The organism is Streptomyces sp. M41(2017), from assembly GCF_002078175.1.
In the GTDB taxonomy this organism is placed as follows: Bacteria; Actinomycetota; Actinomycetes; order Streptomycetales; family Streptomycetaceae; genus Streptomyces.
The window spans coordinates 1237961-1258752 of the sequence record NZ_MWFK01000001.1 but is presented as its reverse complement, the minus strand read 5'-3'; the positions used below and the strand labels follow the sequence as shown (position 1 = coordinate 1258752).

Genomic DNA, 20792 nt, shown 5'->3' with positions numbered 1-20792 from the left:
CATGACCCGTGACAGTGCCGCTTCGGCGCCCGCTGAGCAGGGGGAACGTACGGGGCGGCCTGTCGGCCGGAAGATGACGGGCTTCCGCTGGGGACGCCTGTTCGAGGGCGGGCTGCTCCAGGGCGGAGTCCAGGGCAGCCCGGTCCTCCGGCTCCTGATGCGCTGGGTGCGCCGTCCGCTGCTGCCCGTGATGCGGCTGTGGCGGCGCAACATCCAGCTCAAGATCGTCGTGACGACACTGCTGATGTCGCTCGGCGTCGTGCTGCTGCTCGGCTTCGTCGTGATCGGTCAGGTCCGCAACGGCCTGCTCGACGCCAAGGTGAAGGCCTCGCAGAGCCAGGCCACCGGCGGTTTCGCCGCGGCCAAGCGAGGCGCCGACTCGACGGTGACGGCGAGCGGCGACGACGGTGTGGCCGCGACCGGCCCGTTGTCGAAGAACGTCACCCAGTGGATGACCGATCTCGTCGTGTCCCTGTCCAGCGGTGGCCAGGGCGCGTTCGACGTCGTCACCCTCAACTCCACGCCCTCGGGCTCGGGCCACAGCGGTGCGGGTCTCGCCCCGCGCGGCTCCGGGCGGGTCGACTCCACGGTGAGCGTGCCGGAGAACCTGCGCGCCCGGATCGACAGCAGCAGTGCCGCCCAGCAGAGCTACACGCGGGTCGTCTACAAGGACGGTCGCCCGTCGCAGCCCGCCCTGGTCATCGGCAAGCAGCTCACCGACCCCAACGGCGACGCGTACCAGCTGTACTACCTCTTCCCGCTGACGCAGGAGGAGAAGTCGCTGAGCCTGGTCAAGGGGACCTTGGCGACGGCCGGACTGTTCGTCGTGGTGCTTCTCGGTGCCATCGCCTGGCTCGTGGTGCGCCAGGTCGTCACACCGGTGCGGATGGCGGCCGGTATCGCCGAGCGGCTCTCCGCCGGACGCCTCCAGGAACGGATGAAGGTCACCGGCGAGGACGACATCGCGCGGCTCGGCGAGGCCTTCAACAAGATGGCGCAGAACCTCCAGCTCAAGATCCAGCAGCTGGAGGACCTGTCGCGGATGCAGCGACGGTTCGTCTCCGACGTGTCGCACGAGTTGCGCACGCCGCTGACGACCGTCCGGATGGCGGCCGACGTCATCCACGACGCCCGCGAGGACTTCGACCCCATGACCGCGCGGTCGGCCGAACTGCTCGCCGACCAGCTGGACCGCTTCGAGACGCTGCTCGCCGACCTGCTGGAGATCAGCCGGTTCGACGCGGGCGCGGCGGCCCTGGAGGCCGACGCGATCGACCTCAGGGACGTCGTACGACGGGTGGTGGGCGGAGCCGAGCCGCTCGCCGAGCGCAAGGGCACCCACATACGGGTCGTCGGCGACCAGCAGCCGCTGATAGCGGAGGCGGACGCCCGGCGCGTCGAGCGCGTGCTGCGCAACCTCGTCGTCAACGCCGTCGAGCACGGCGAGGGCAAGGACGTGGTCGTCAAGCTCGCGGCGGCGGGCGGAGCGGTGGCGATCGCCGTGCGTGACTACGGCGTCGGGCTCAAGCCCGGCGAGGCGACCCGGGTGTTCAGCCGCTTCTGGCGGGCCGACCCGGCCCGCGCGCGGACCACCGGCGGCACCGGCCTCGGGCTGTCGATCGCCCTGGAGGACGCGCGGCTGCACGGCGGCTGGCTGCAGGCCTGGGGCGAGCCGGGCGGCGGTTCGCAGTTCCGGCTGACCCTGCCGCGGACGGCCGACGAGCCCCTGCGGGGATCGCCGATACCGCTGGAGCCCAAGGACTCGCGGCGCAACCGCGGACTCGACGACGCGGGCCTGCCGCACGGCGGCGGAGCCAAACTGGCCACGGTGCCCGTGCAGCAGCCGGTGGGCGGTACCACGCCGCAGCGGGGGCCCATAGCGCCCCGCACGGCCGGGTCGCCGACGGCCGATCCGACGGCGCTTCCGGGCAACGGCTCGCGCGTGGTGCCCCGGCCCACCGGGTCCGTGCGCCGTCAGGAGGAGACGGCAGGCCGTGAACGGACCGGCTCGGAGCAGGGCAGCCGGGAACAGGGCGGGCCTGAGCCGCGGCGGGACGGCGGGACGTCGGAGGAGCTCGGACAAGGGGAGGTATTCCGTGGGCGCTGACCGCGGGGGGAGCGGCGTCCGCGGACGCCGCTCGGTGCGCGTCATGGCGTACGCGAGCTGTGGGGCACTGCTGCTGGCGGGGTGCGCGTCGATGCCGGACAGCGGGGATCTGCGGCAGGTGGAGTCCACGCCGCGCCAGGACTCGCAGGTGCGGGTCTACGCGATCCCGCCGCGTCCCGGCGCCTCGGCGGACGAGATCGTCCGGGGTTTCCTGGAGGCGCTCACGAGTGACGACGCGAACTACGAGACGGCCGGCAAGTACCTCACGGACGGCGCCCGCAGGACGTGGGACCCGTACGACTCCACCACCGTGCTCGACGACGCGCCGGAGCCGGTGACGGTGCCGACGGACACGAAGGACGGCACGCGCGACGTCAGGTTCCGGCTGAACGGCAGCAAGGTCGCCGGCGTGGACGAGCGGCACGCCTACGAACCGGCGGCCGGCACGTACAACGAGTCGGTGCGCCTGACCAAACTGAAGAACAAGCAGTGGCGCATCGACGCCCTGCCGCAGGGCGTCGTCATGGGCTCGTCCGACTTCCAGCGCAACTACGTCTCCGTCAACAAGTACTACTACGCGTCGAACGGTATTTCCGGGGCCGGCCGTCCGCTGGCGACGGTCGCCGACCCCGTCTACGTGCGCGCGCAGGTGGACCCGATGACACAGATCGTGCGGGCGCTGCTGCGGGGGCCCACGAAGTGGCTGGACCCGGAGGTCACGTCGAGCTTCCCCACGGGCACGGACCTGAAGAGCGCCGACACCTCCCTGTCGACCGACGACCGCAACAGGGTGACGGTGCCGCTGAACGGCCAGGCCGACCACGTCGGGAACGCCGTGTGCGAACGGATGGCGGCCCAGGTCCTGCTCACGCTGACGAACCTGACGCCGACCGGCGTCGACGAGGTGGAGCTGCAGAGGTCGGACGGCTCGCAGCTGTGCGTGCAGACGAAGGGACAGGCCGCGGGAGTCGCCTCGCACGGTACGGGCCGGCAGTCGGAGGACCAGTACTTCATCGACCACGAGCAGCGGCTTGTACGGATGGACGGCGGCGACCGCGACAAGAAGCCCGAGCCGGTGCCCGGGGCGCTCGGCGAGGGCGTCAAGAAACTGCGGGCGGCCGCGGTGTCACGGGACGAGACCACCGCGGCCGGAGTGTCCGCGGACGGCCGGAACCTGTACGTCGGGTCGCTGGTGTCCGGCGGCTCGCTCGGCGAACCGGTGCTGCGCAGCCAGGGCAGCACACCGGCCGACCGGCTGACGACGCCGAGCTGGGACGCGCGCGGCGACCTGTGGGTGGCCGACCGCGACCCGAAGAAGCCGCGCCTGCTGTTGCTGAGCAAGGGCGCGGGCGACCCCGTGGTCGTGCAGACGCCGCTGGTCGACGGGCGCATCGAGGCGGTACGGGTGGCCGCCGACGGGGTGCGGATCGCGCTGATCGTGGAGAAGGACGGCAAGAGCTCGCTGCAGATCGGGCGCATCGACCGGTCCACCGGGGACGAACCGGCCGGCGCCGACGTCGTCAACACGCGCGTCGTGGCCCCCCGGCTGGAGGAGGTCACGGCCATGTCCTGGGCCGGGGACAGCCGGCTCGTGGTGGTCGGCAGCGAGAAGGGCGGTGTGCAGCAGATGCGCTACGTCCAGGTCGACGGCTCCACCCCGCCGGCCACCGCGCCGTCCGCGCTCGCCAACGTCAAGGAGATCGCGGCGTCCGAGGACGAGACCCTGCCGTTGCTGGCGCAGTCCGAGACGGACGGGATCGTGCGGCTGTCGGCGGGGGAGCAGTGGCAGAAGATCGTCCAGGACGGAACGGCACCGGTCTATCCCGGCTAGCCGGGAAGGTTCTCGGCCGTGGGCCCGTCCGGTACTCCGGGCGGGCCCACCGTCGTTCCGGGGGCGTCCGGCGGTGTTCCGTGGCGGTCCGTCTGCGCTTGCTGGTCTGTCCGCCGAGCTGCCACGAATCCCTCCGGTTCCCGTCGCCGTCGCCTCGCAGGCACTGGCCGCGGAGTTGTCCACAGGCAGTTGTCCACAGGGGTGGCCGAGTGGGCCGGGCGTTGGCACAGTGGTGGCCATGCGGGGGTGGTGGCGGGACCTCACGGATCTGGTGCTGCCGGCCGAGTGCGGAGGCTGCGGAAGGCCTCGTGCGGTGCTCTGTGCCGAGTGCCGTGCCGCCCTGAGCGGGGCCGCGCCGAGCCGGGTGCGACCGGTGCCTGAACCGGCCGGGCTGCCGGCGGTGCACGCGGCCGCTCCCTACACGGACGAGGTGAGGGCGGTGCTGCTCGCTCACAAGGAGCGCGGTGCGCTGGCCCTGGCGGCACCACTGGGCGCGGCCCTGGCCGGGGCCGTGCGGGCCGCTCTGGAGGCGGCGCGACGTGCTGGTCCGGCCGGGCGGCCCGTGGCTTCGCAGGGGCGGCTGAGGCACGGGAGAGGGGAAGCGGGGTGCGAGCGGGAGTGGCCGGAGCGCGATGGCGCAGGGGTCCGCGGCGCGGGGCCGGGAGACGGGGCCGTCCTGCTGGTGCCCGTGCCCTCGGCACGGCGGGCGGTCCGGGCCCGTGGACACGATCCGGCGCGGCGGATCGCGCTCGCGGCGGCCGGTGAGCTGCGGCGCACGGGGACACCCGCGCGCGTGCTCGGTGTCCTGCGGCACCGCCGGGCGGTGGCCGACCAGTCGGGGCTGAACTCCCGGCAGCGGTCGGACAATCTGTCCGGTGCGCTGGAGGTGACGGGCGGCGGGGTTCGACTGCTGGCCGGGGGAGGCCGGGTGGTGCTGGTGGACGACCTGATGACGACGGGTGCCTCGTTGACGGAGGCGGCGCGCGCAGTGCGCGAGGCGCAGGCCGCGGCGGAAGGTGTGTGCGCAGCGCGGGAGAGACCGGAACGACCGGCACGACCGGAACTACCTGAAGTGGACGGGCGAATCGTGGGTAGAGGGCAGGCCAGAGGGACGCGCGGTGGCACGGTCTGTTCGGCCGTGGTCGCCGCACCACCGGACGCTTTCGAAATAAACCGGAACTGACCGAGAACTTGCATCGTTGCAGGTAATGACCGGGTCAATTCACCTGAACGGAGGTACGCAGCAGTAGAGGGTGACGACATCCGTCCGGGCGAGATATGTTCGGTTGTGAGGCAATGGCGCAGGCCGGGCCTCGCGCACCCGAATGCACTGCCGCGGGTTTTTGCGATTCACCCGCATCGGTGGGGTGGAGATCTTGTCCTCGGGGGAGGAGGAGGTGAACGTCACCGAGTCCGAGGTTCCGGTGCTCACCGGGACCTGGTGCAAAAGGGAGATGCTCCGCCAGTGGAGCGGGGCTATCCGGGAACGGAGTTCTGCGTGGACATCGTCGTCAAGGGCCGCAAGACCGAGGTGCCCGAGCGGTTCCGCAAGCACGTGGCCGAGAAGCTGAAGCTGGAGAAGATCCAGAAGCTCGATGGCAAGGTGATCAGCCTCGACGTCGAGGTGTCCAAGGAGCCCAACCCCCGACAGGCCGACCGCTGTGACCGGGTGGAGATCACGCTCCACTCCCGCGGACCGGTGATCCGGGCGGAGGCAGCGGCGAGCGACGCGTATGCAGCACTCGACCTGGCCGCGGACAAGCTTGAGGCCCGGCTGCGCAAGCAGCACGACAAGCGCTACACCCGACGTGGCAACGGCAGGATCCCGGCGGCCGAGGTCGCCGACCACGTCCCGGGTGCCGCGACCCTGAACGGCAACGGCAGCGTCGTCCACGAAGGGGACCAGGACGCCGTGCCGACCAAGAAGATCGGTTCCCTCGAGATCATGGGCGAAGGCCCCTGTGTCGTCCGCGAGAAGACCCACGTGGCCGCCCCGATGACACTCGACCAGGCGCTCTACGAAATGGAGCTGGTCGGGCACGACTTCTACCTCTTCGTCGACTCCGAGACGAAGGAGCCCAGTGTCGTCTACCGACGGCACGCCTACGACTACGGCGTCATCCACCTCAGTACGGACCCGATGGTCACCCAGGGCGAAGCGGACGCGCCGGGCGGTGCGCTCGGCGGCTGACCCCGCCCGATGGCAGCAGATCGGCCGATCCGATGCCCCTGGCAGCGCGTGTGCGCCCCCAGGGGCATCGGTGTGCGACCCCTTCGCGCCCCGCTCCGACGCCGGATTGTCGTCCCGGCATGGAATCATGGCCGCACCGGCCCAACCGGTGGGCCGTTGCCTTGGGTTGGCGATGGCACGGAAACACAGGCCACGGCCTTCAGGGGGAGGAACGATGGCGGACAGCTTCGGACCGATGCGTGACCGGGACGCCGACCACGGCGTGGTCGCCCCGGGCGCGGACGTGGGCTCCCCGCGCAAGGAACCGATCAGGGTCCTCGTCGTGGACGACCACGCCCTCTTCCGCCGCGGTCTGGAGATCGTGCTCGCGGCCGAGGAGGACATCCAGGTCGTCGGCGAGGCGGGCGACGGGGCGGAGGCGGTCGACAAGGCCGCCGACCTGCTGCCCGACATCGTGCTGATGGACGTACGGATGCCCAAGCGCGGCGGTATCGAGGCGTGCACCTCCATCAAGGAGGTGGCCCCCAGCGCGAAGATCATCATGCTGACGATCAGCGACGAGGAGGCCGACCTCTACGACGCGATCAAGGCGGGCGCGACCGGATATCTCCTCAAGGAGATCTCCACGGACGAGGTGGCCACGGCCATTCGCGCGGTGGCGGACGGTCAGTCGCAGATCAGCCCTTCCATGGCGTCGAAACTCCTGACCGAGTTCAAGTCGATGATCCAGCGGACCGACGAGCGCCGACTGGTGCCCGCGCCCCGGCTCACCGAGCGGGAGCTGGAAGTCCTCAAGCTCGTGGCCACGGGAATGAACAACCGCGACATCGCCAAGCAGTTGTTCATCTCCGAGAACACCGTGAAGAACCACGTCCGGAACATCCTGGAGAAACTGCAGCTGCACTCCAGGATGGAGGCCGTGGTGTACGCGATGCGCGAGAAGATCCTCGAAATTCGCTGACGCCCGCCCGGGGCGGACAGGTCGGCCCCGGACCTCCGCGTCGAGCGCCGGCGGAGCACCGCGCCGGGCGTCAGCCGAGCAGGCCGGCGAGCTCCGCGTCGAGGGCGTCGCGGAGCTGCGGCGCGTCCACCCGCTCGACCCGCACGTCCGTGCAGCCCACCCAGCTCGCCGCCTCCACCAGCGCCTGGGCCACCGCGGGCACCGCCCGGACGCCGTCCACGGTGACCTGTTTGGCGACCAGGGTGCTGCCCTCCCGCGCCGGGTCCACCCGCCCGACCAGCCGGCCGCCGGCGAGGACCGGCATGGCGAAGTAGCCGTGGATCCGCTTCTGCTTGGGCGTGTACGCCTCCAGCCGGTGCGTGAAGTCGAAGATGCGCTCCGTGCGCGCCCGCTCCCAGATGAGGGAGTCGAAGGGCGACAGCAGCGTCGTGCGGTGGCGGCCGCGCGGGACCGTCGCCAGCGCCACCGGGTCCGCCCACGCGTCCGCGGCAGGCCGTGCGCCGAGTCCCTTGGCGCCGCCCTTGACCGCCGCGGGTCTGCCCCAGCCCTCGACCGTCACCGGGACGAGGCCGGAGCCCGCGATCACCGCGTCGACCTGCTCGCCCCGGAGGCGGTGGTAGTCGGCGATGTCCGCGCGGGTGCCGACGCCGAGCGCCTGGCCCGCCAGCCGGACGAGACGGCGCAGGCATTCCGTGTCGTCCAGGTCGTCATGGAGGAGGGACGCCGGGACGGCGCGCTCCGCGAGGTCGTACACCCGCTTCCAGCCGCGCCGCTCCACGCACACCACCTCGCCGTACATCAGCGCGCGCTCGACGGCGACCTTGGTGCCCGACCAGTCCCACCATTCGCTGGTCTTCTTCGCGCCGCCCAAGTCCGTGGCCGTCAGGGGGCCTTCGGCGCGGAGCTGCTTGACCACCTGGTCGTACGTGCCGTCCGGCAGGTCGTGGTTCCAGTGCGGGCGGGCGCGATAGGCGCGGCGGCGGAAGGCGAAGTGCGGCCATTCCTCGACGGGCAGGATGCAGGCCGCGTGCGACCAGTACTCGAAGGCGTGCGGTGCCGGGGGCGCGTCGGCGGAGCCGGACGACGACCAGTACGCCTCCTCGACGGTCTTGCGGCCGACGGCGCCGAGCCGGGCGTACGGCACGAGTTCGTGCGAGCGGGCGAGGACGGAGATGGTGTCGAGCTGCACCGCGCCGAGGTGCCGCAGGACCCCGCGGACGCCCGCCCTGCGGTCCGGGGCGCCCAGAAAGCCCTGGGCCCGCAGCACGATGCGGCGGGCTTCGTCCGCGGAGAGTTCGGTGAGGGGACGCGGGAGACTCGTCATGCCCTCACGGTAGGCCGTGCCACTGACAATCGGCCCCGCTCCGGCGAGCGTGCCGCCGTGGTCCGGCGGCTCCGTACGACCGGCCGGACCGACCCGGGCGGCCGGACTCGCGCGGGTGGGCGGACGGGGACGGTTCTCGTCCGGGCCGCCCGGACGTCAGCGCGCCGGCAGGTACGGGGCTGTCGACGGCAGGCCCAGGTCGGAGGGGAGCAGGGAGCCGACCCAGCAGTCCCTGCGGACACCTTTGTTGTTGATCGCGGACCGGAGGGTGCCCTCGATGGTGAAGCCGGCCTTCTCGGCGACCGCGCGGGAGCCGCTGTTGCCGACCTCGGCACGCCATTCGACGCGGTCGACGGACACGTCCGTGAAGACCCAGCGGGACACGGCGACGCAGGCCTCGGTGACATAGCCGTTGCCCCGGTGCTCCTTGGTCGCCCAGAAACCGATCTCGCCGACCCCGAGGGACCGCATGGTGATGGCGACCATGGCCACCAGCTCCCCGGAGGGCAGGAAGACCCCGAAGGTGAAGGCGGAGCCGTCGGCCCAGCCCTCGGGCACCATCTGGTCCGTGAAGCCCGCCGCGTGCTCGCGCAGATACGGGGACGGGATGGTGGTCCACCGCTGGATGTCGGGGTCCTGGACGGCGTCGAAGACGGCGTCGGTGTCCTCCACCCCCACGGCACGCAGGACGAGACGGTCGGTGGTCAGGGTGACGGGGTCCATCGGCCGATTCTGCTCGGGGAGCCGTAAGGACGCCATTCCTTTGCGGTGAGTGAGCGGTTCGTTACTTTTCGCTGCGGGAACGCGGCACCTTCGGCAGCACCTGTCCGTTGTCCTAGTGGCTGTCGCAGGCAGACCTCCCGACGCGGTGTGGTCCTCGCTTACGATGGCCGTTGCTCAAGCTGTGATTTGAATCTGTCATTGAAACCGACCGTCCCAGGCCCGACCGGCAAGGAGACAAACCCCCGTGTCCGTCCTCTCGAAGATCATGCGTGCAGGCGAAGGCAAGATCCTGCGCAAGCTGCACCGCATCGCGGACCAGGTCAACTCCATCGAAGAGGACTTCGTCGACCTCTCCGACGCCGAGCTGAGGGCCCTCACCGATGAGTACAAGCAGCGGTACGCCGACGGCGAAAGCCTCGACGACCTGCTGCCCGAGGCGTTCGCCACCGTCCGTGAGGCGGCCAAGCGCGTCCTTGGCCAGCGTCACTACGACGTGCAGATGATGGGCGGCGCCGCGCTGCACCTCGGCTATGTCGCGGAGATGAAGACCGGTGAGGGCAAGACGCTCGTCGGCACCCTGCCCGCGTATCTGAACGCCCTTTCCGGCAAGGGTGTCCACCTCATCACGGTCAACGACTACCTGGCCGAGCGCGACTCCGAAATGATGGGCCGCGTCCACAAGTTCCTCGGGCTGGAGGTCGGCTGCATCCTCGCCAACATGACCCCGGCCCAGCGCCGTGAGCAGTACGCGTGCGACATCACGTACGGCACGAACAACGAGTTCGGCTTCGACTACCTGCGCGACAACATGGCGTGGGCCCAGGACGAACTCGTCCAGCGCGGCCACAACTTCGCGATCGTCGACGAGGTCGACTCCATCCTCGTCGACGAGGCCCGTACGCCGCTGATCATCTCCGGCCCGGCCGACCAGGCGACCAAGTGGTACGGCGACTTCGCCAAGCTGGTCACCCGCCTCAAGAAGGGCGAGCCCGGCAACCCCCTCAAGGGCATCGAGGAGACGGGGGACTACGAGGTCGACGAGAAGAAGCGCACCGTCGCCATCCACGAGCCCGGTGTCGCCAAGGTCGAGGACTGGCTGGGTATCGACAACCTCTACGAGTCGGTGAACACCCCCCTCGTCGGTTACCTGAACAACGCCATCAAGGCCAAGGAACTGTTCAAGAAGGACAAGGACTACGTCGTCATCGACGGCGAAGTCATGATCGTCGACGAGCACACCGGCCGTATCCTCGCCGGCCGCCGCTACAACGAGGGCATGCACCAGGCGATCGAGGCGAAGGAAGGGGTGGACATCAAGGACGAGAACCAGACCCTCGCCACGATCACCCTGCAGAACTTCTTCCGCCTCTACAAGCGCCACGACCAGCAGGGCAAGGAAATGCCGGGCCTCTCCGGCATGACCGGTACGGCGATGACCGAGGCCGCCGAGTTCCACCAGATCTACAAGCTGGGCGTCGTGCCGATCCCGACCAACCGGCCGATGGTCCGCATGGACCAGTCCGACCTGATCTACCGCACCGAGGTCGCGAAGTTCGAGGCGGTCGTCGACGACATCGTGGAGAAGCACGAGAAGGGCCAGCCGATCCTCGTCGGCACGACGTCGGTCGAGAAGTCCGAGTACCTCTCGCAGCAGCTCTCCAAGCGCGGTGTCCAGCACGAGGTGCTGAACGCCAAGCAGCACGACCGTGAGGCGCCGATCATCGCGCAGGCGGGCCGCAAGGGCGCCGTCACCGTCGCCACGAACATGGCGGGCCGCGGTACGGACATCAAGCTCGGCGGCAACCCGGACGACCTAGCCGAGGCGGACCTGCGGCAGCGCGGTCTCGACCCCGAGGAACACATCGAGGAGTGGGCGGCGGCCCTGCCCGCCGCCCTGGAGAAGGCCGAGCAGGCGGTCAAGGCCGAGTTCGAAGAGGTCAAGGACCTCGGCGGCCTGTACGTCCTCGGCACCGAGCGCCACGAGTCGCGCCGTATCGACAACCAGCTGCGCGGTCGTTCCGGCCGTCAGGGCGACCCGGGCGAGTCCCGGTTCTACCTGTCCCTGGGCGACGACCTGATGCGTCTGTTCAAGGCGCAGATGGTCGAGCGCGTCATGTCGATGGCGAACGTCCCGGACGACGTGCCGATCGAGAACAAGATGGTCACGCGCGCGATCGCGTCGGCCCAGTCGCAGGTCGAGCAGCAGAACTTCGAGACGCGCAAGAACGTCCTGAAGTACGACGAGGTGCTCAACCGGCAGCGCGAGGTCATCTACGGCGAGCGCCGTCGCGTCCTGGAGGGCGAGGACCTGCAGGAGCAGATCCAGCACTTCATGGACGACACGATCGACGCGTACATCGCGGCCGAGACCGCCGACGGCTTCGCCGAGGAGTGGGACCTCGACCGGCTGTGGGGCGCCTTCCGGCAGCTCTACCCGGTGAAGGTCACCGTGGACGAGCTGGAGGACACCGCCGGTGACCGCTCCGGTCTGACGGCGGAGTTCATCTCCGAGTCCATCAAGGACGACATCCACGACCAGTACGCGGCCCGCGAGGAGCAGCTCGGCTCCGAGATCATGCGTGAGCTGGAGCGCCGGGTCGTCCTGTCGGTCCTGGACCGCAAGTGGCGCGAGCACCTCTACGAGATGGACTACCTCCAGGAGGGCATCGGCCTGCGCGCGATGGCCCAGAAGGACCCGCTCGTGGAGTACCAGCGCGAGGGCTTCGACATGTTCAGCGCCATGATGGACGGCATCAAGGAGGAGTCCGTCGGCTACCTGTTCAACCTGGAGGTCCAGGTCGAGCAGCAGGTCGAGGAGGTCGAGGTCCAGGACTCGGCTCCGTCCCTGGACAAGCAGGACGCCGTTCCCGCGGGCGCCGTGCGGCCCGAGATCCGCGCCAAGGGGCTCGACGCCCCGCAGCGGCCGGACCGCCTGCACTTCTCCGCGCCGAGCGTCGATGGTGAGGGCGGTGTCATCGAGGGCGACTTCACCCACGACGACGAGCCCGTGCGCTCCGAGGCGGACGGCCTCACGCGCGCGGAGCGCCGCAAGCAGCAGAAGGGCGGCGCGCGTCGCCGCAAGAAGTGAGCGCAGTCGCGCGACGCCGGTGACAGCCGGAGCGCGTGACTGAGGGAAGGCCGGAAGGGCCGGGCACCCAGGTGCCCGGCCCTTCTGGCGTTCAGCCGTCGTCGCCGTGGGGCATGCGGGGGCCGCCCACTTCGATCGCCGTGCAGCGCCAGCGCAGGTCGGGACCCTGCTCCAGACGGAAGGCCATGGCGCGGAGCCGGTCGCCGGCGCCGATGCGGGCGAAGGCCTCCACGGCGCCGGGGCGGGCGACGTAGTACCCGATGTCCCGGATGACCGGGCGGCTGCCGCGGGTGCGCAGGGCGCCGCGCTCGGCGAGCCAGACCAGTTCGTCGTAGGCGCGGCCCGCGGTGTGCCGCAGCATGCAGTGGACCGGACGCGTGCCGCTCAGCACGGCCAGCAGCCGCTCGGCGAAGACGTCGGTGGGCCGGGGCCGCGCCGCGGGCCGGGCCCCGCCGTGCGGCGCCTCGGGGGCGCGTACGGCGGACGGCTGGGCCGAGGGGACCGGGCCGGGCGGCGGGCTGCCGCCCGGCGGCCCGGCGGGCGTTCCGGCGCCCGGTGTGCGAGGCGGGGTGCTTCCGGGACGGCGAGAGTCCTGGCGGCCCGGCGGCCGGCCGCCGGGATGGCGCCTGGTCCTGGTCATCACCTTGTTCATGTGCCGTCCCCGTTCCTCCGGACCGGTTCATACCGGTCGGTAACCTGCCGTTGGGGATCTTGTACGAGGCGGGGGAGGGCCCTCGCAAGGACGGCGGGCGCGCGCCGGAGCCCTCGGCGAGTTCACCTATCAGGGTTGCCGGGCGGTCGGGAACCCCCGCGCGCCAAGGGGGGACCGGGTGAATCGCGGGACCTGGGTGGACGCCCGCGAGCAGGCGGCCGGGGACTCGAAAGGGGACGCCCGCACGTATCCTGAAGGCCCTCCCCGGAGGTGCGGAACCGCCCTCCCCGGACCTCGCGGACCGCGAATCCCCGGAGCCCCGACTACGAAAGCGGCCACCATGCGCGTCTACGTCCCCCTGACCCTCTCCGGTCTCGCCGAGGCGTACAGGACGGGAGAGCTGGAGGCGGGACCCTTCGTCGCGTACGCCGTCACCCCCGCGCTGCGCGAGTGGTACCTCTCGGACGACATCGAGGAGCTGGAGTACGCGGCGCTCAGCCGTGCCGCGCTGGCCTCGCTGCGGCTCGTGGCCGTGGACCCGGGGGCGGTGCGGCGCCGGGTCGTCGTCGCCGTGGACGTGCCCGACCGTGCGGCGGCCGTCGATCCCGACCGGGGCCTGGACCCCGCCGGGCTCGGTGAGGTGCGCGTCGCGCAGGCGGTGCCGCTGTCCAAGGCCGCGGCCGTCCACGTCGACGCCCCCGACGCCGAGAAGGACGTCACCGCGGCCGCTCAGGCTCTCGGGGCCGCGGACATGGGGGACGACGACGCGCAGTTCGTCGTCGACGGCGCCGAGGACCACGAACTGCTGTGGTTCGCCCGGCAGGAGATCCCCAACCTGCTGGGGCAGGGCGAGTAGCCGCCGCCGGGGTGTGGCGTTGTCGGTGGGGACGGGTACGTTTCTGTGTATGGGGAAGCCGGAAAACGCGCACATCGTCTGGGACTGGAACGGCACGCTGTTCCACGACAATGACGCGATCATCGGGGCGACGAACGCCGCGTTCGCCGAGCTGGGGCTCGAGCCGATCACGCTGGAGCGGTACCGGGCGATGTACTGCGTGCCCGTGCCGAAGTTCTACGAGCGGCTGATGGGGCGGCTGCCCACGGACGCCGAGTGGCAGATCATGGACGACACCTTCCACCGGTACTACGCGGAGCACCGCGTCGCCTGCGGACTGACCGACGGGGTGCCCTCGCTGCTCGCCGGCTGGGGGGCGGCGGGCCGAAGCCAGTCGCTGCTGAGCATGTACGTGCACGAGGAACTGGTCCCGCTGGTGCGGGGCTTCGGGATCGAGCCGCACTTCGTCCGGGTGGACGGCCGCACCGGGCCCTCCGGAGGCAGCAAGGCGGAGCACATGGTGCGCCACCTCACGGCCCTCACCGGCGTCGACCCGTCCCGTGTGGTCGTGATCGGAGACGCCGCCGACGACGCGGTCGCCGCCCGGCACGTGGGAGCCGGAGCGGTGCTCTACACCGGCGGCTCGCACAGCCGCGCCAGCCTGGAGCTGGTCGGCGTCCCGGTGGTGGACAGCCTGGAGGAAGCCGTCGAGGAGGCGCAGCGCCTCGCGGCCTGAGTAAGCGGCCGACGGCCCTACGGGTGCTCCGCACGGGCCGGGGCGCCCGAGGGGCGGAGGGACCCGAAGGCCGGCCGGTGGGCGATGCCCGGGCGCGAGCCGCCGCGCCCGGGGCCGTCAGGGCAGGTTCGGGCAGGTCAGGTGACCGGCGCCTTCGCTCGCAGCACGGTCAGGAACTCGCGCATCCAGGCCGAGTGGTCCGGCCAGGCGCGGGCGGAGACGAGCGTGCCGTCGACGACGGCCTCCGCGTCCTGGAAGGTCGCGCCCGCCGCCTGCATGTCGAGTTCCAGCGCGGGGTACGCCGTGACGCGGCGGCCGCGCAGGCTGTCGACGGCCGCGGTCAGCAGGGGACCGTGGCAGATCTGGGCCACCGGCTTGTCCGCGTCGAAGAACGACTTGAGGATCTTCCGGAGCTCGGGGTCGTTGCGCAGGTACTCCGGTGCGCGTCCACCGGGGATGACGAGCGCGACGTACGCCCCCGGGTCGACGTCCGCGAACGCGAGGTCGGCCGGCCAGGTGTAGCCGGGCTTCTCCGTGTAGGTGTCGAAGCCCGGCTCGAAGTCGTGGACCACGAACCGGAGCTTCTTCTGCTCGGGCGCCGCGATGTGGACCTCGTAGCCCTCCTCGCGCAGCCGCTGGTAGGGGTACAGGACCTCCAGTGACTCCGCCGCGTCGCCGGTGACAATCAGGATCTTCGCTGCCATGGTGCTGCGCTCCCGTCGGCCGTGCTCGGGTGTTCCGTCCGGTCGTCCCCGTCAACCTGCCTCCGGGGGAGGGACTTGCCAAGGGGGCGCGGGCCCTCTGGAGCGCCGCCCCGGGGTCCGGCCGCCGCGGAACACCGTCCGTAGGACGACGGTAGCCCGCAGTCGGCCCGCACTGCATGTCCTCGCCCTATTCGTCCCTGTGCATACTGTCAAAGTTCCCCCCCTGGTTTTGTACACATACGGCTCATGACGACCCCCGGGTGGAGGGGGATAGCCTGGTGGCGTGATCAGCGCGATATCTCGCGGGGGCATCGTCGCCCCTGCCCCGCGCCCGGAGCGCACGGACGACATCCGTGACCGGGCGTCAGTCGCTGATCTTCGTGAGCGGGACGGGATGACGGCGAACGCCGTGTGCGCGAGCGGGAGAGCCGCCAGCGCCGACGGCACCGCACTCCGTACGTCGAGGGCACCCGCGAGACGGACGTCGCCGAGAGCAGCGTCACAGTCTTCGAGGGCGCCGAGAATGGCCGATAACCCCCCGCTCATCTCACCTTGCGGCATAGCGTCGAAGCAGACCGGACACCCCGCGTCACGGCGTTGCGTCGGAAGCGACGAGACCGTACTTCCTTCAACGTCACGCAACGGCGCGCGACAGGAGCCAGAGGACAATGCAGACCAAGCTGGACGAAGCCAAGGCCGAGCTGCTCGAACGGGCCGCCCGGGTAGCTGAGAACAGCCCGGTCGGGGGGCACCTACCGACCGGGACGACGGACGAGGGCACCCCCGACCGGGACACCGTGCTCGCGTTCCTCCAGCGCTACTACCTGCACACGGCCCCGGAGGACCTCAGCGACCGTGACCCGGTCGACGTCTTCGGAGCGGCCTTCTCCCACTACCGACTGGCCGAGAACCGCCCTCAGGGCACGGCCAACGTGCGCGTGCACACCCCCACCGTCGAGGAGAACGGCTGGACCTGCAGCCACTCCGTCGTCGAGGTGGTGACGGACGACATGCCGTTCCTCGTCGACTCGGTGACCAACGAGCTGTCGCGGCAGGGCCGCGGCATCCACGTCGTCATCCACCCGCAGTTCGTCGTACGGCGCGACCTGACCGGCAAGCTCATCGAGGTGCTGCCCACGCGGCCCTCCGTCGAGGACCTGCCGCACGACGCGCACGTCGAGTCGTGGATCCACGTCGAGATCGACCGCGAGACCGACCGCGCCGATCTGAAGCAGATCACCGCCGACCTGCTCCGCGTCCTGTCCGACGTCCGTGAGGCCGTCGAGGACTGGGAGAAGATGCGCGACGCGGCGCTGCGGATCGCCGACGAGCTGCCGGCCGAGCCCGCCGCCGACGACCTGCGCGAGCAGGAGGTCGAGGAGGCCCGCGAGCTGCTGCGCTGGCTGTCCGGCGACCACTTCACCTTCCTCGGGTACCGCGAGTACCAGCTGCGCGACGACGACTCGCTGACGGCCGTCCCCGGCACCGGGCTCGGCATCCTGCGCTCCGACCCGCAGCACGGCGACGAGGACAGCCACCCCGTCAGCCCGTCCTTCGAGCGGCTGCCCGCCGACGCCCGCGCCAAGGCCCGCGAGCACAAGCTGCTCGTCCTGACCAAGGCGAACAGCCGCGCCACCGTGCACCGGCCGTCGTACCTGGACTACGTCGGGGTCAAGAAGTTCGACGAGAACGGCGAGGTCGTCGGCGAGCGCCGCTTCCTCGGCCTCTTCTCGTCCGCCGCGTACACCGAGTCCGTGCGCCGCGTGCCCGTCGTGCGCCGCAAGGTCGAGGAAGTCCTGCGCGGGGCCGGGTTCTCGCCCAACAGCCACGACGGCCGCGACCTGCTCCAGATCCTGGAGACGTACCCGCGCGACGAGCTGTTCCAGACGCCCGCCGACGAGCTCCGGGCGATCGTCACCTCCGTCCTGTACCTCCAGGAGCGCCGCCGGCTGCGGCTGTACCTGCGCCAGGACGAGTACGGCCGCTACTACTCGGCCCTCGTCTACCTGCCGCGCGACCGCTACACCACCGGCGTGCGCCTGCGGATCATCGACATCCTCAAGGAAGAGCTCAACGGCACCAGCGTCGACTTCACGGCCTGGAACACCGAGTCGATCCTGTCCCGGCTGCACTTCGTGGTCCGCGTCGAGCCGGGCACCGAGCTGGCGCAGCTCTCCGACGCCGACAAGGACCGGATCGAGGCGCGTCTCGTCGAGGCCGCCCGCTCCTGGGCCGACGGCTTCGGCGAGGCACTGACCGCCGAGTGCGGTGAGGAGCGAGCCGCCGAACTGCTGCGCCACTACGGCAACGCGTTCCCCGAGGGCTACAAGGCCGACCACTCGCCGCGTTCCGCGGTCGCCGACCTGGTGCACCTCCAGGCGCTCGGCCAGGAGCAGAGCAAGGACTTCGCGCTCAGCCTCTACGAGCCGGTCGGCGCGGCCCCCGGCGAGCGCCGGTTCAAGATCTACCGCACCGGCGAGCAGGTCTCCCTCTCGGCGGTGCTGCCCGCCCTGAACCGGATGGGCGTCGAGGTCACCGACGAGCGTCCGTACGAACTGCGCTGCTCGGACCGTACGACGGCGTGGATCTACGACTTCGGGCTCCGGCTGCCGAAGTCCCCGAACGGCAACGGCGACCACCTCGGCGACGACGGCCGCGAGCGGTTCCAGGAGGCCTTCGCCGCCACCTGGACCGGCCAGGCCGAGAACGACGGCTTCAACGCCCTCGTGCTGAGCGCCGGCCTCAACTGGCGCCAGTCGATGGTGCTGCGGGCGTACGCCAAGTACCTGCGCCAGGCCGGCTCCACGTTCAGCCAGGACTACATGGAGGACACCCTCCGCAACAACGTCCACACGACGCGGCTGCTCGTCTCGCTCTTCGAGGCGCGGATGTCGCCGGAGCGCCAGCGCGCCGGCGTCGAGCTGACCGACGCGCTGCTGGAGGAGCTCGACGCGGCGCTCGACCAGGTCGCCTCCCTGGACGAGGACCGGATCCTGCGGTCCTTCCTGCACCTGATCAAGGCGACGCTGCGGACGAACTTCTTCCAGAAGACGGCGGACGGCACGCCCCACGCGTACGTCTCCATGAAGTTCGACCCGACGGCCATCCCGGACCTCCCGGCGCCGCGCCCGGCGTTCGAGATCTGGGTGTACTCGCCGCGCGTCGAGGGCGTGCACCTGCGCTTCGGCAAGGTCGCGCGCGGTGGTCTGCGCTGGTCCGACCGGCGCGAGGACTTCCGCACGGAGATCCTCGGCCTGGTCAAGGCGCAGATGGTGAAGAACACCGTCATCGTGCCCGTCGGCGCCAAGGGCGGTTTCGTCGCCAAGCAGCTGCCGGACCCGTCCGCCGACCGTGACGCGTGGCTGGCCGAGGGCATCCGCAGCTACCGGACCTTCATCTCGGCGTTGCTCGACATCACCGACAACCTGGTCGCCGGTGAGATCGTGCCGCCCGCCGACGTCGTGCGGCACGACGAGGACGACACGTACCTCGTGGTCGCGGCCGACAAGGGCACGGCGACGTTCTCGGACATCGCCAACGAGGTCGCCGAGAGCTACGACTTCTGGCTCGGCGACGCCTTCGCCTCCGGCGGCTCCGCCGGCTACGACCACAAGAAGATGGGCATCACCGCCCGCGGCGCCTGGGAGTCCGTCAAGCGGCACTTCCGGGAGCTGGGCGTCGACACCCAGTCGCAGGACTTCACCGTGGTCGGTGTCGGCGACATGTCCGGTGACGTGTTCGGCAACGGCATGCTGCTCTCCGAGCACATCCGCCTGGTCGCCGCCTTCGACCACCGGCACATCTTCATCGACCCGGACCCGGTCGCGGAGACCTCGTACGCCGAGCGCCGCCGGCTGTTCGAACTGCCGCGCTCCTCGTGGGCGGACTACGACACCGGCCTCATCTCGGCCGGCGGCGGGGTCTTCCCGCGCAGCGCCAAGGCCATCCCGGTCAACGCGCACATCCGCGAGGCCCTCGGCATCGAGTCGAAGGTCGCGAAGATGACGCCGGCCGACCTGATGCGGGCGATCCTCCAGGCACCCGTCGACCTGCTGTGGAACGGCGGCATCGGCACGTACGTGAAGTCGTCCGCCGAGTCGAACGCCGAGGTCGGCGACAAGGCGAACGACGCGATCCGCGTCGACGGCGCCGAACTGCGCGTCAAGGTGGTCGGCGAGGGCGGCAACCTCGGCCTGACCCAGCTCGGCCGGATCGAGTTCGCGCAGACCGGCGGCAAGATCAACACCGACGCCATCGACAACAGCGCGGGCGTGGACACCTCGGACCACGAGGTGAACATCAAGATCCTGCTCAACGCGGTGGTGGCCAACGGCGATCTGACCGTCAAGCAGCGCAACAAGCTGCTCGCCGAGATGACCGACGAGGTCGGCGCCCTGGTGCTGCGCAACAACTACGCGCAGAACACGGCGATCGCCAACGCGCTGGCCCAGTCCCCGAGCATGCTCCACGCCCAGCAGCGCTTCATGCGCCACCTGGTCCGCGAGGGGCACCTCGACCGGGCCCTGGAGTTCCTGCCCAGCGAGCGGCAGATCCGCGAGCGACTCACCGCCGGCCAGGGTCTGACCGGTCCGGAGACGGCCGTCCTCCTCGCGTACACGAAGATCACGGTCTCCACGGACCTGCTCGCCACCTCGCTGCCCGACGACCCGTACCTGCAGAGCCTGCTGCACGCGTACTTCCCGACGGCGCTGCGCGACCGGTTCCGCGAGCAGATCGAGGGCCACGCGCTGAGCCGCGAGATCGTGACGACCGTCCTGGTCAACGACACGGTCAACACGGGCGGCACGAGCTTCCTGCACCGGCTGCGCGAGGAGACGGGTGCCTCGCTGGAGGAGATCGTCCGGGCGCAGACCGCGGCCCGCGCGATCTTCAACTCCAGTGCGGTGTGGGACGCGGTGGAGGCGCTCGACAATGTCGTCGCCGCCGACGTCCAGACCCGGATCAGGCTGCACTCGCGCCGGCTCGTGGAGCGCGGCACCCGCTGGCTGCTCAACAACCGGCCGCAGCCGCTCCAGCTCGCCGAGACGATCACGTTCTTCAGCGCGGGTGTCGAGCAGGTGTGGTCGGAGCTGCCCAAGCTGCTGCGCGGCGCGGACCTGGAGTGGTACCAGCAGATCTGCGACGAGCTGACGAACGCGGGGGTGCCGGACGAACTCGCCACGCGGGTGGCCGGGTTCTCCTCCGCCTTCCCGGCGCTCGACATCGTCTCGGTGGCCGACCGCACGGGCAAGGACCCGATGGCCGTCGCCGAGGTCTACTACGACCTCGCCGACCGGCTCGGCATCACGCAGCTCATGGACCGCATCATCGAGCTGCCGCGCGCCGACCGCTGGCAGTCCATGGCCCGCGCGTCGATCCGTGAGGACCTCTACGCGGCCCACGCGGCACTCACCGCGGACGTGCTCGCGGTGGGCGACGGCACCTCCACGCCGGAGCAGCGCTTCGAGGCCTGGCAGGAGAAGAACGCGCCGATCCTCGGACGCGCCCGCGCCACCCTGGAGGAGATCCGGGGTTCGGACTCGTTCGACCTCGCGAACCTGTCGGTGGCGATGCGGACGATGCGGACGCTGCTGCGCGCGCACTCCTAGGCGGTACGCCGACGGGGGCGTCCCGGGCCTT

The 20792-nt window shown here is 70.9% G+C and carries 13 protein-coding genes; 9 read left to right on the top strand and 4 right to left on the bottom strand.

Annotation, left to right across the window (positions count from 1 at the left end; translation table 11 throughout):
- Position 1 precedes the first annotated feature (1 nt).
- The 5 genes from mtrB to B0675_RS05495 all read left to right on the top strand — a co-directional run bounded on the left by mtrB (position 2) and on the right by B0675_RS05495 (position 7090).
- Positions 2 to 2107 carry an MtrAB system histidine kinase MtrB gene (mtrB, locus tag B0675_RS05520; protein ID WP_081217630.1) on the top strand — a complete coding sequence of 702 codons (2106 nt, stop codon included), beginning with the start codon at positions 2 to 4 and terminating at the stop codon, positions 2105 to 2107.
- Entirely contained in the window at positions 2097 to 3938 is a 1842-nt protein-coding gene (locus B0675_RS05515) for an LpqB family beta-propeller domain-containing protein (protein ID WP_081217629.1), read from the top strand. The genes mtrB and B0675_RS05515 overlap by 11 nt, the downstream gene beginning before the upstream one ends.
- A gap of 238 nt (positions 3939 to 4176) precedes the next feature.
- Positions 4177 to 5121 carry a ComF family protein gene (locus tag B0675_RS05510; protein ID WP_081221603.1) on the top strand — a complete coding sequence of 315 codons (945 nt, stop codon included), beginning with the start codon at positions 4177 to 4179 and terminating at the stop codon, positions 5119 to 5121.
- Positions 5122 to 5403: 282 nt separating this feature from the next.
- Entirely contained in the window at positions 5404 to 6129 is a 726-nt protein-coding gene (gene raiA / locus B0675_RS05500) for a ribosome-associated translation inhibitor RaiA (protein ID WP_081217627.1), read from the top strand.
- Positions 6130 to 6343: 214 nt separating this feature from the next.
- Positions 6344 to 7090, top strand: coding sequence for a response regulator transcription factor (locus B0675_RS05495; protein ID WP_081217626.1), 747 nt, complete (start codon positions 6344 to 6346; stop codon positions 7088 to 7090).
- A gap of 70 nt (positions 7091 to 7160) precedes the next feature.
- Here the strand turns inward: B0675_RS05495 and B0675_RS05490 are convergent, their stop codons facing one another.
- Positions 7161 to 8414: a crosslink repair DNA glycosylase YcaQ family protein gene (locus tag B0675_RS05490; RefSeq protein ID WP_081217625.1), complete on the bottom strand. Its 1254-nt coding sequence runs from the start codon at positions 8412 to 8414 to the stop codon at positions 7161 to 7163.
- Positions 8415 to 8570: 156 nt separating this feature from the next.
- A complete protein-coding gene (locus B0675_RS05485; RefSeq protein ID WP_081217624.1) occupies positions 8571 to 9137 on the bottom strand; it encodes a GNAT family N-acetyltransferase in 567 nt (188 codons plus the stop codon).
- 244 nt (positions 9138 to 9381) lie between these two features.
- On the opposite strand from B0675_RS05485, the gene secA reads away from it, so the two are divergent.
- On the top strand, positions 9382 to 12225 hold the full coding sequence (gene secA / locus B0675_RS05480) for a preprotein translocase subunit SecA (protein ID WP_081217623.1): 2844 nt from the start codon (positions 9382 to 9384) through the stop codon (positions 12223 to 12225).
- Between the two features lie 91 nt (positions 12226 to 12316).
- Here the strand turns inward: secA and B0675_RS05475 are convergent, their stop codons facing one another.
- Positions 12317 to 12877 carry an Rv3235 family protein gene (locus B0675_RS05475; RefSeq protein ID WP_081217622.1) on the bottom strand — a complete coding sequence of 187 codons (561 nt, stop codon included), beginning with the start codon at positions 12875 to 12877 and terminating at the stop codon, positions 12317 to 12319.
- Positions 12878 to 13217: 340 nt separating this feature from the next.
- Here B0675_RS05475 and B0675_RS05470 point away from each other — a divergent pair, with 340 nt between their 5' ends.
- Positions 13218 to 13733 (top strand): hypothetical protein, encoded by a 516-nt coding sequence (locus B0675_RS05470; RefSeq protein ID WP_081217621.1) that lies wholly within the window; start codon positions 13218 to 13220, stop codon positions 13731 to 13733.
- 49 nt (positions 13734 to 13782) lie between these two features.
- Positions 13783 to 14448 (top strand): HAD family hydrolase, encoded by a 666-nt coding sequence (locus B0675_RS05465; protein ID WP_081217620.1) that lies wholly within the window; start codon positions 13783 to 13785, stop codon positions 14446 to 14448.
- A gap of 137 nt (positions 14449 to 14585) precedes the next feature.
- On the opposite strand, the gene B0675_RS05460 is transcribed toward B0675_RS05465, so the two are convergent.
- On the bottom strand, positions 14586 to 15152 hold the full coding sequence (locus tag B0675_RS05460; protein WP_081217619.1) for a DJ-1/PfpI family protein: 567 nt from the start codon (positions 15150 to 15152) through the stop codon (positions 14586 to 14588).
- 668 nt (positions 15153 to 15820) lie between these two features.
- Between B0675_RS05460 and B0675_RS05455 the strand changes: the two genes are divergently transcribed.
- The gene (locus B0675_RS05455) at positions 15821 to 20761 is read left to right on the top strand and encodes an NAD-glutamate dehydrogenase (protein ID WP_081217618.1); all 4941 of its coding nucleotides are present in this window, start codon (positions 15821 to 15823) and stop codon (positions 20759 to 20761) included.
- Positions 20762 to 20792: the final 31 nt, after the last annotated feature.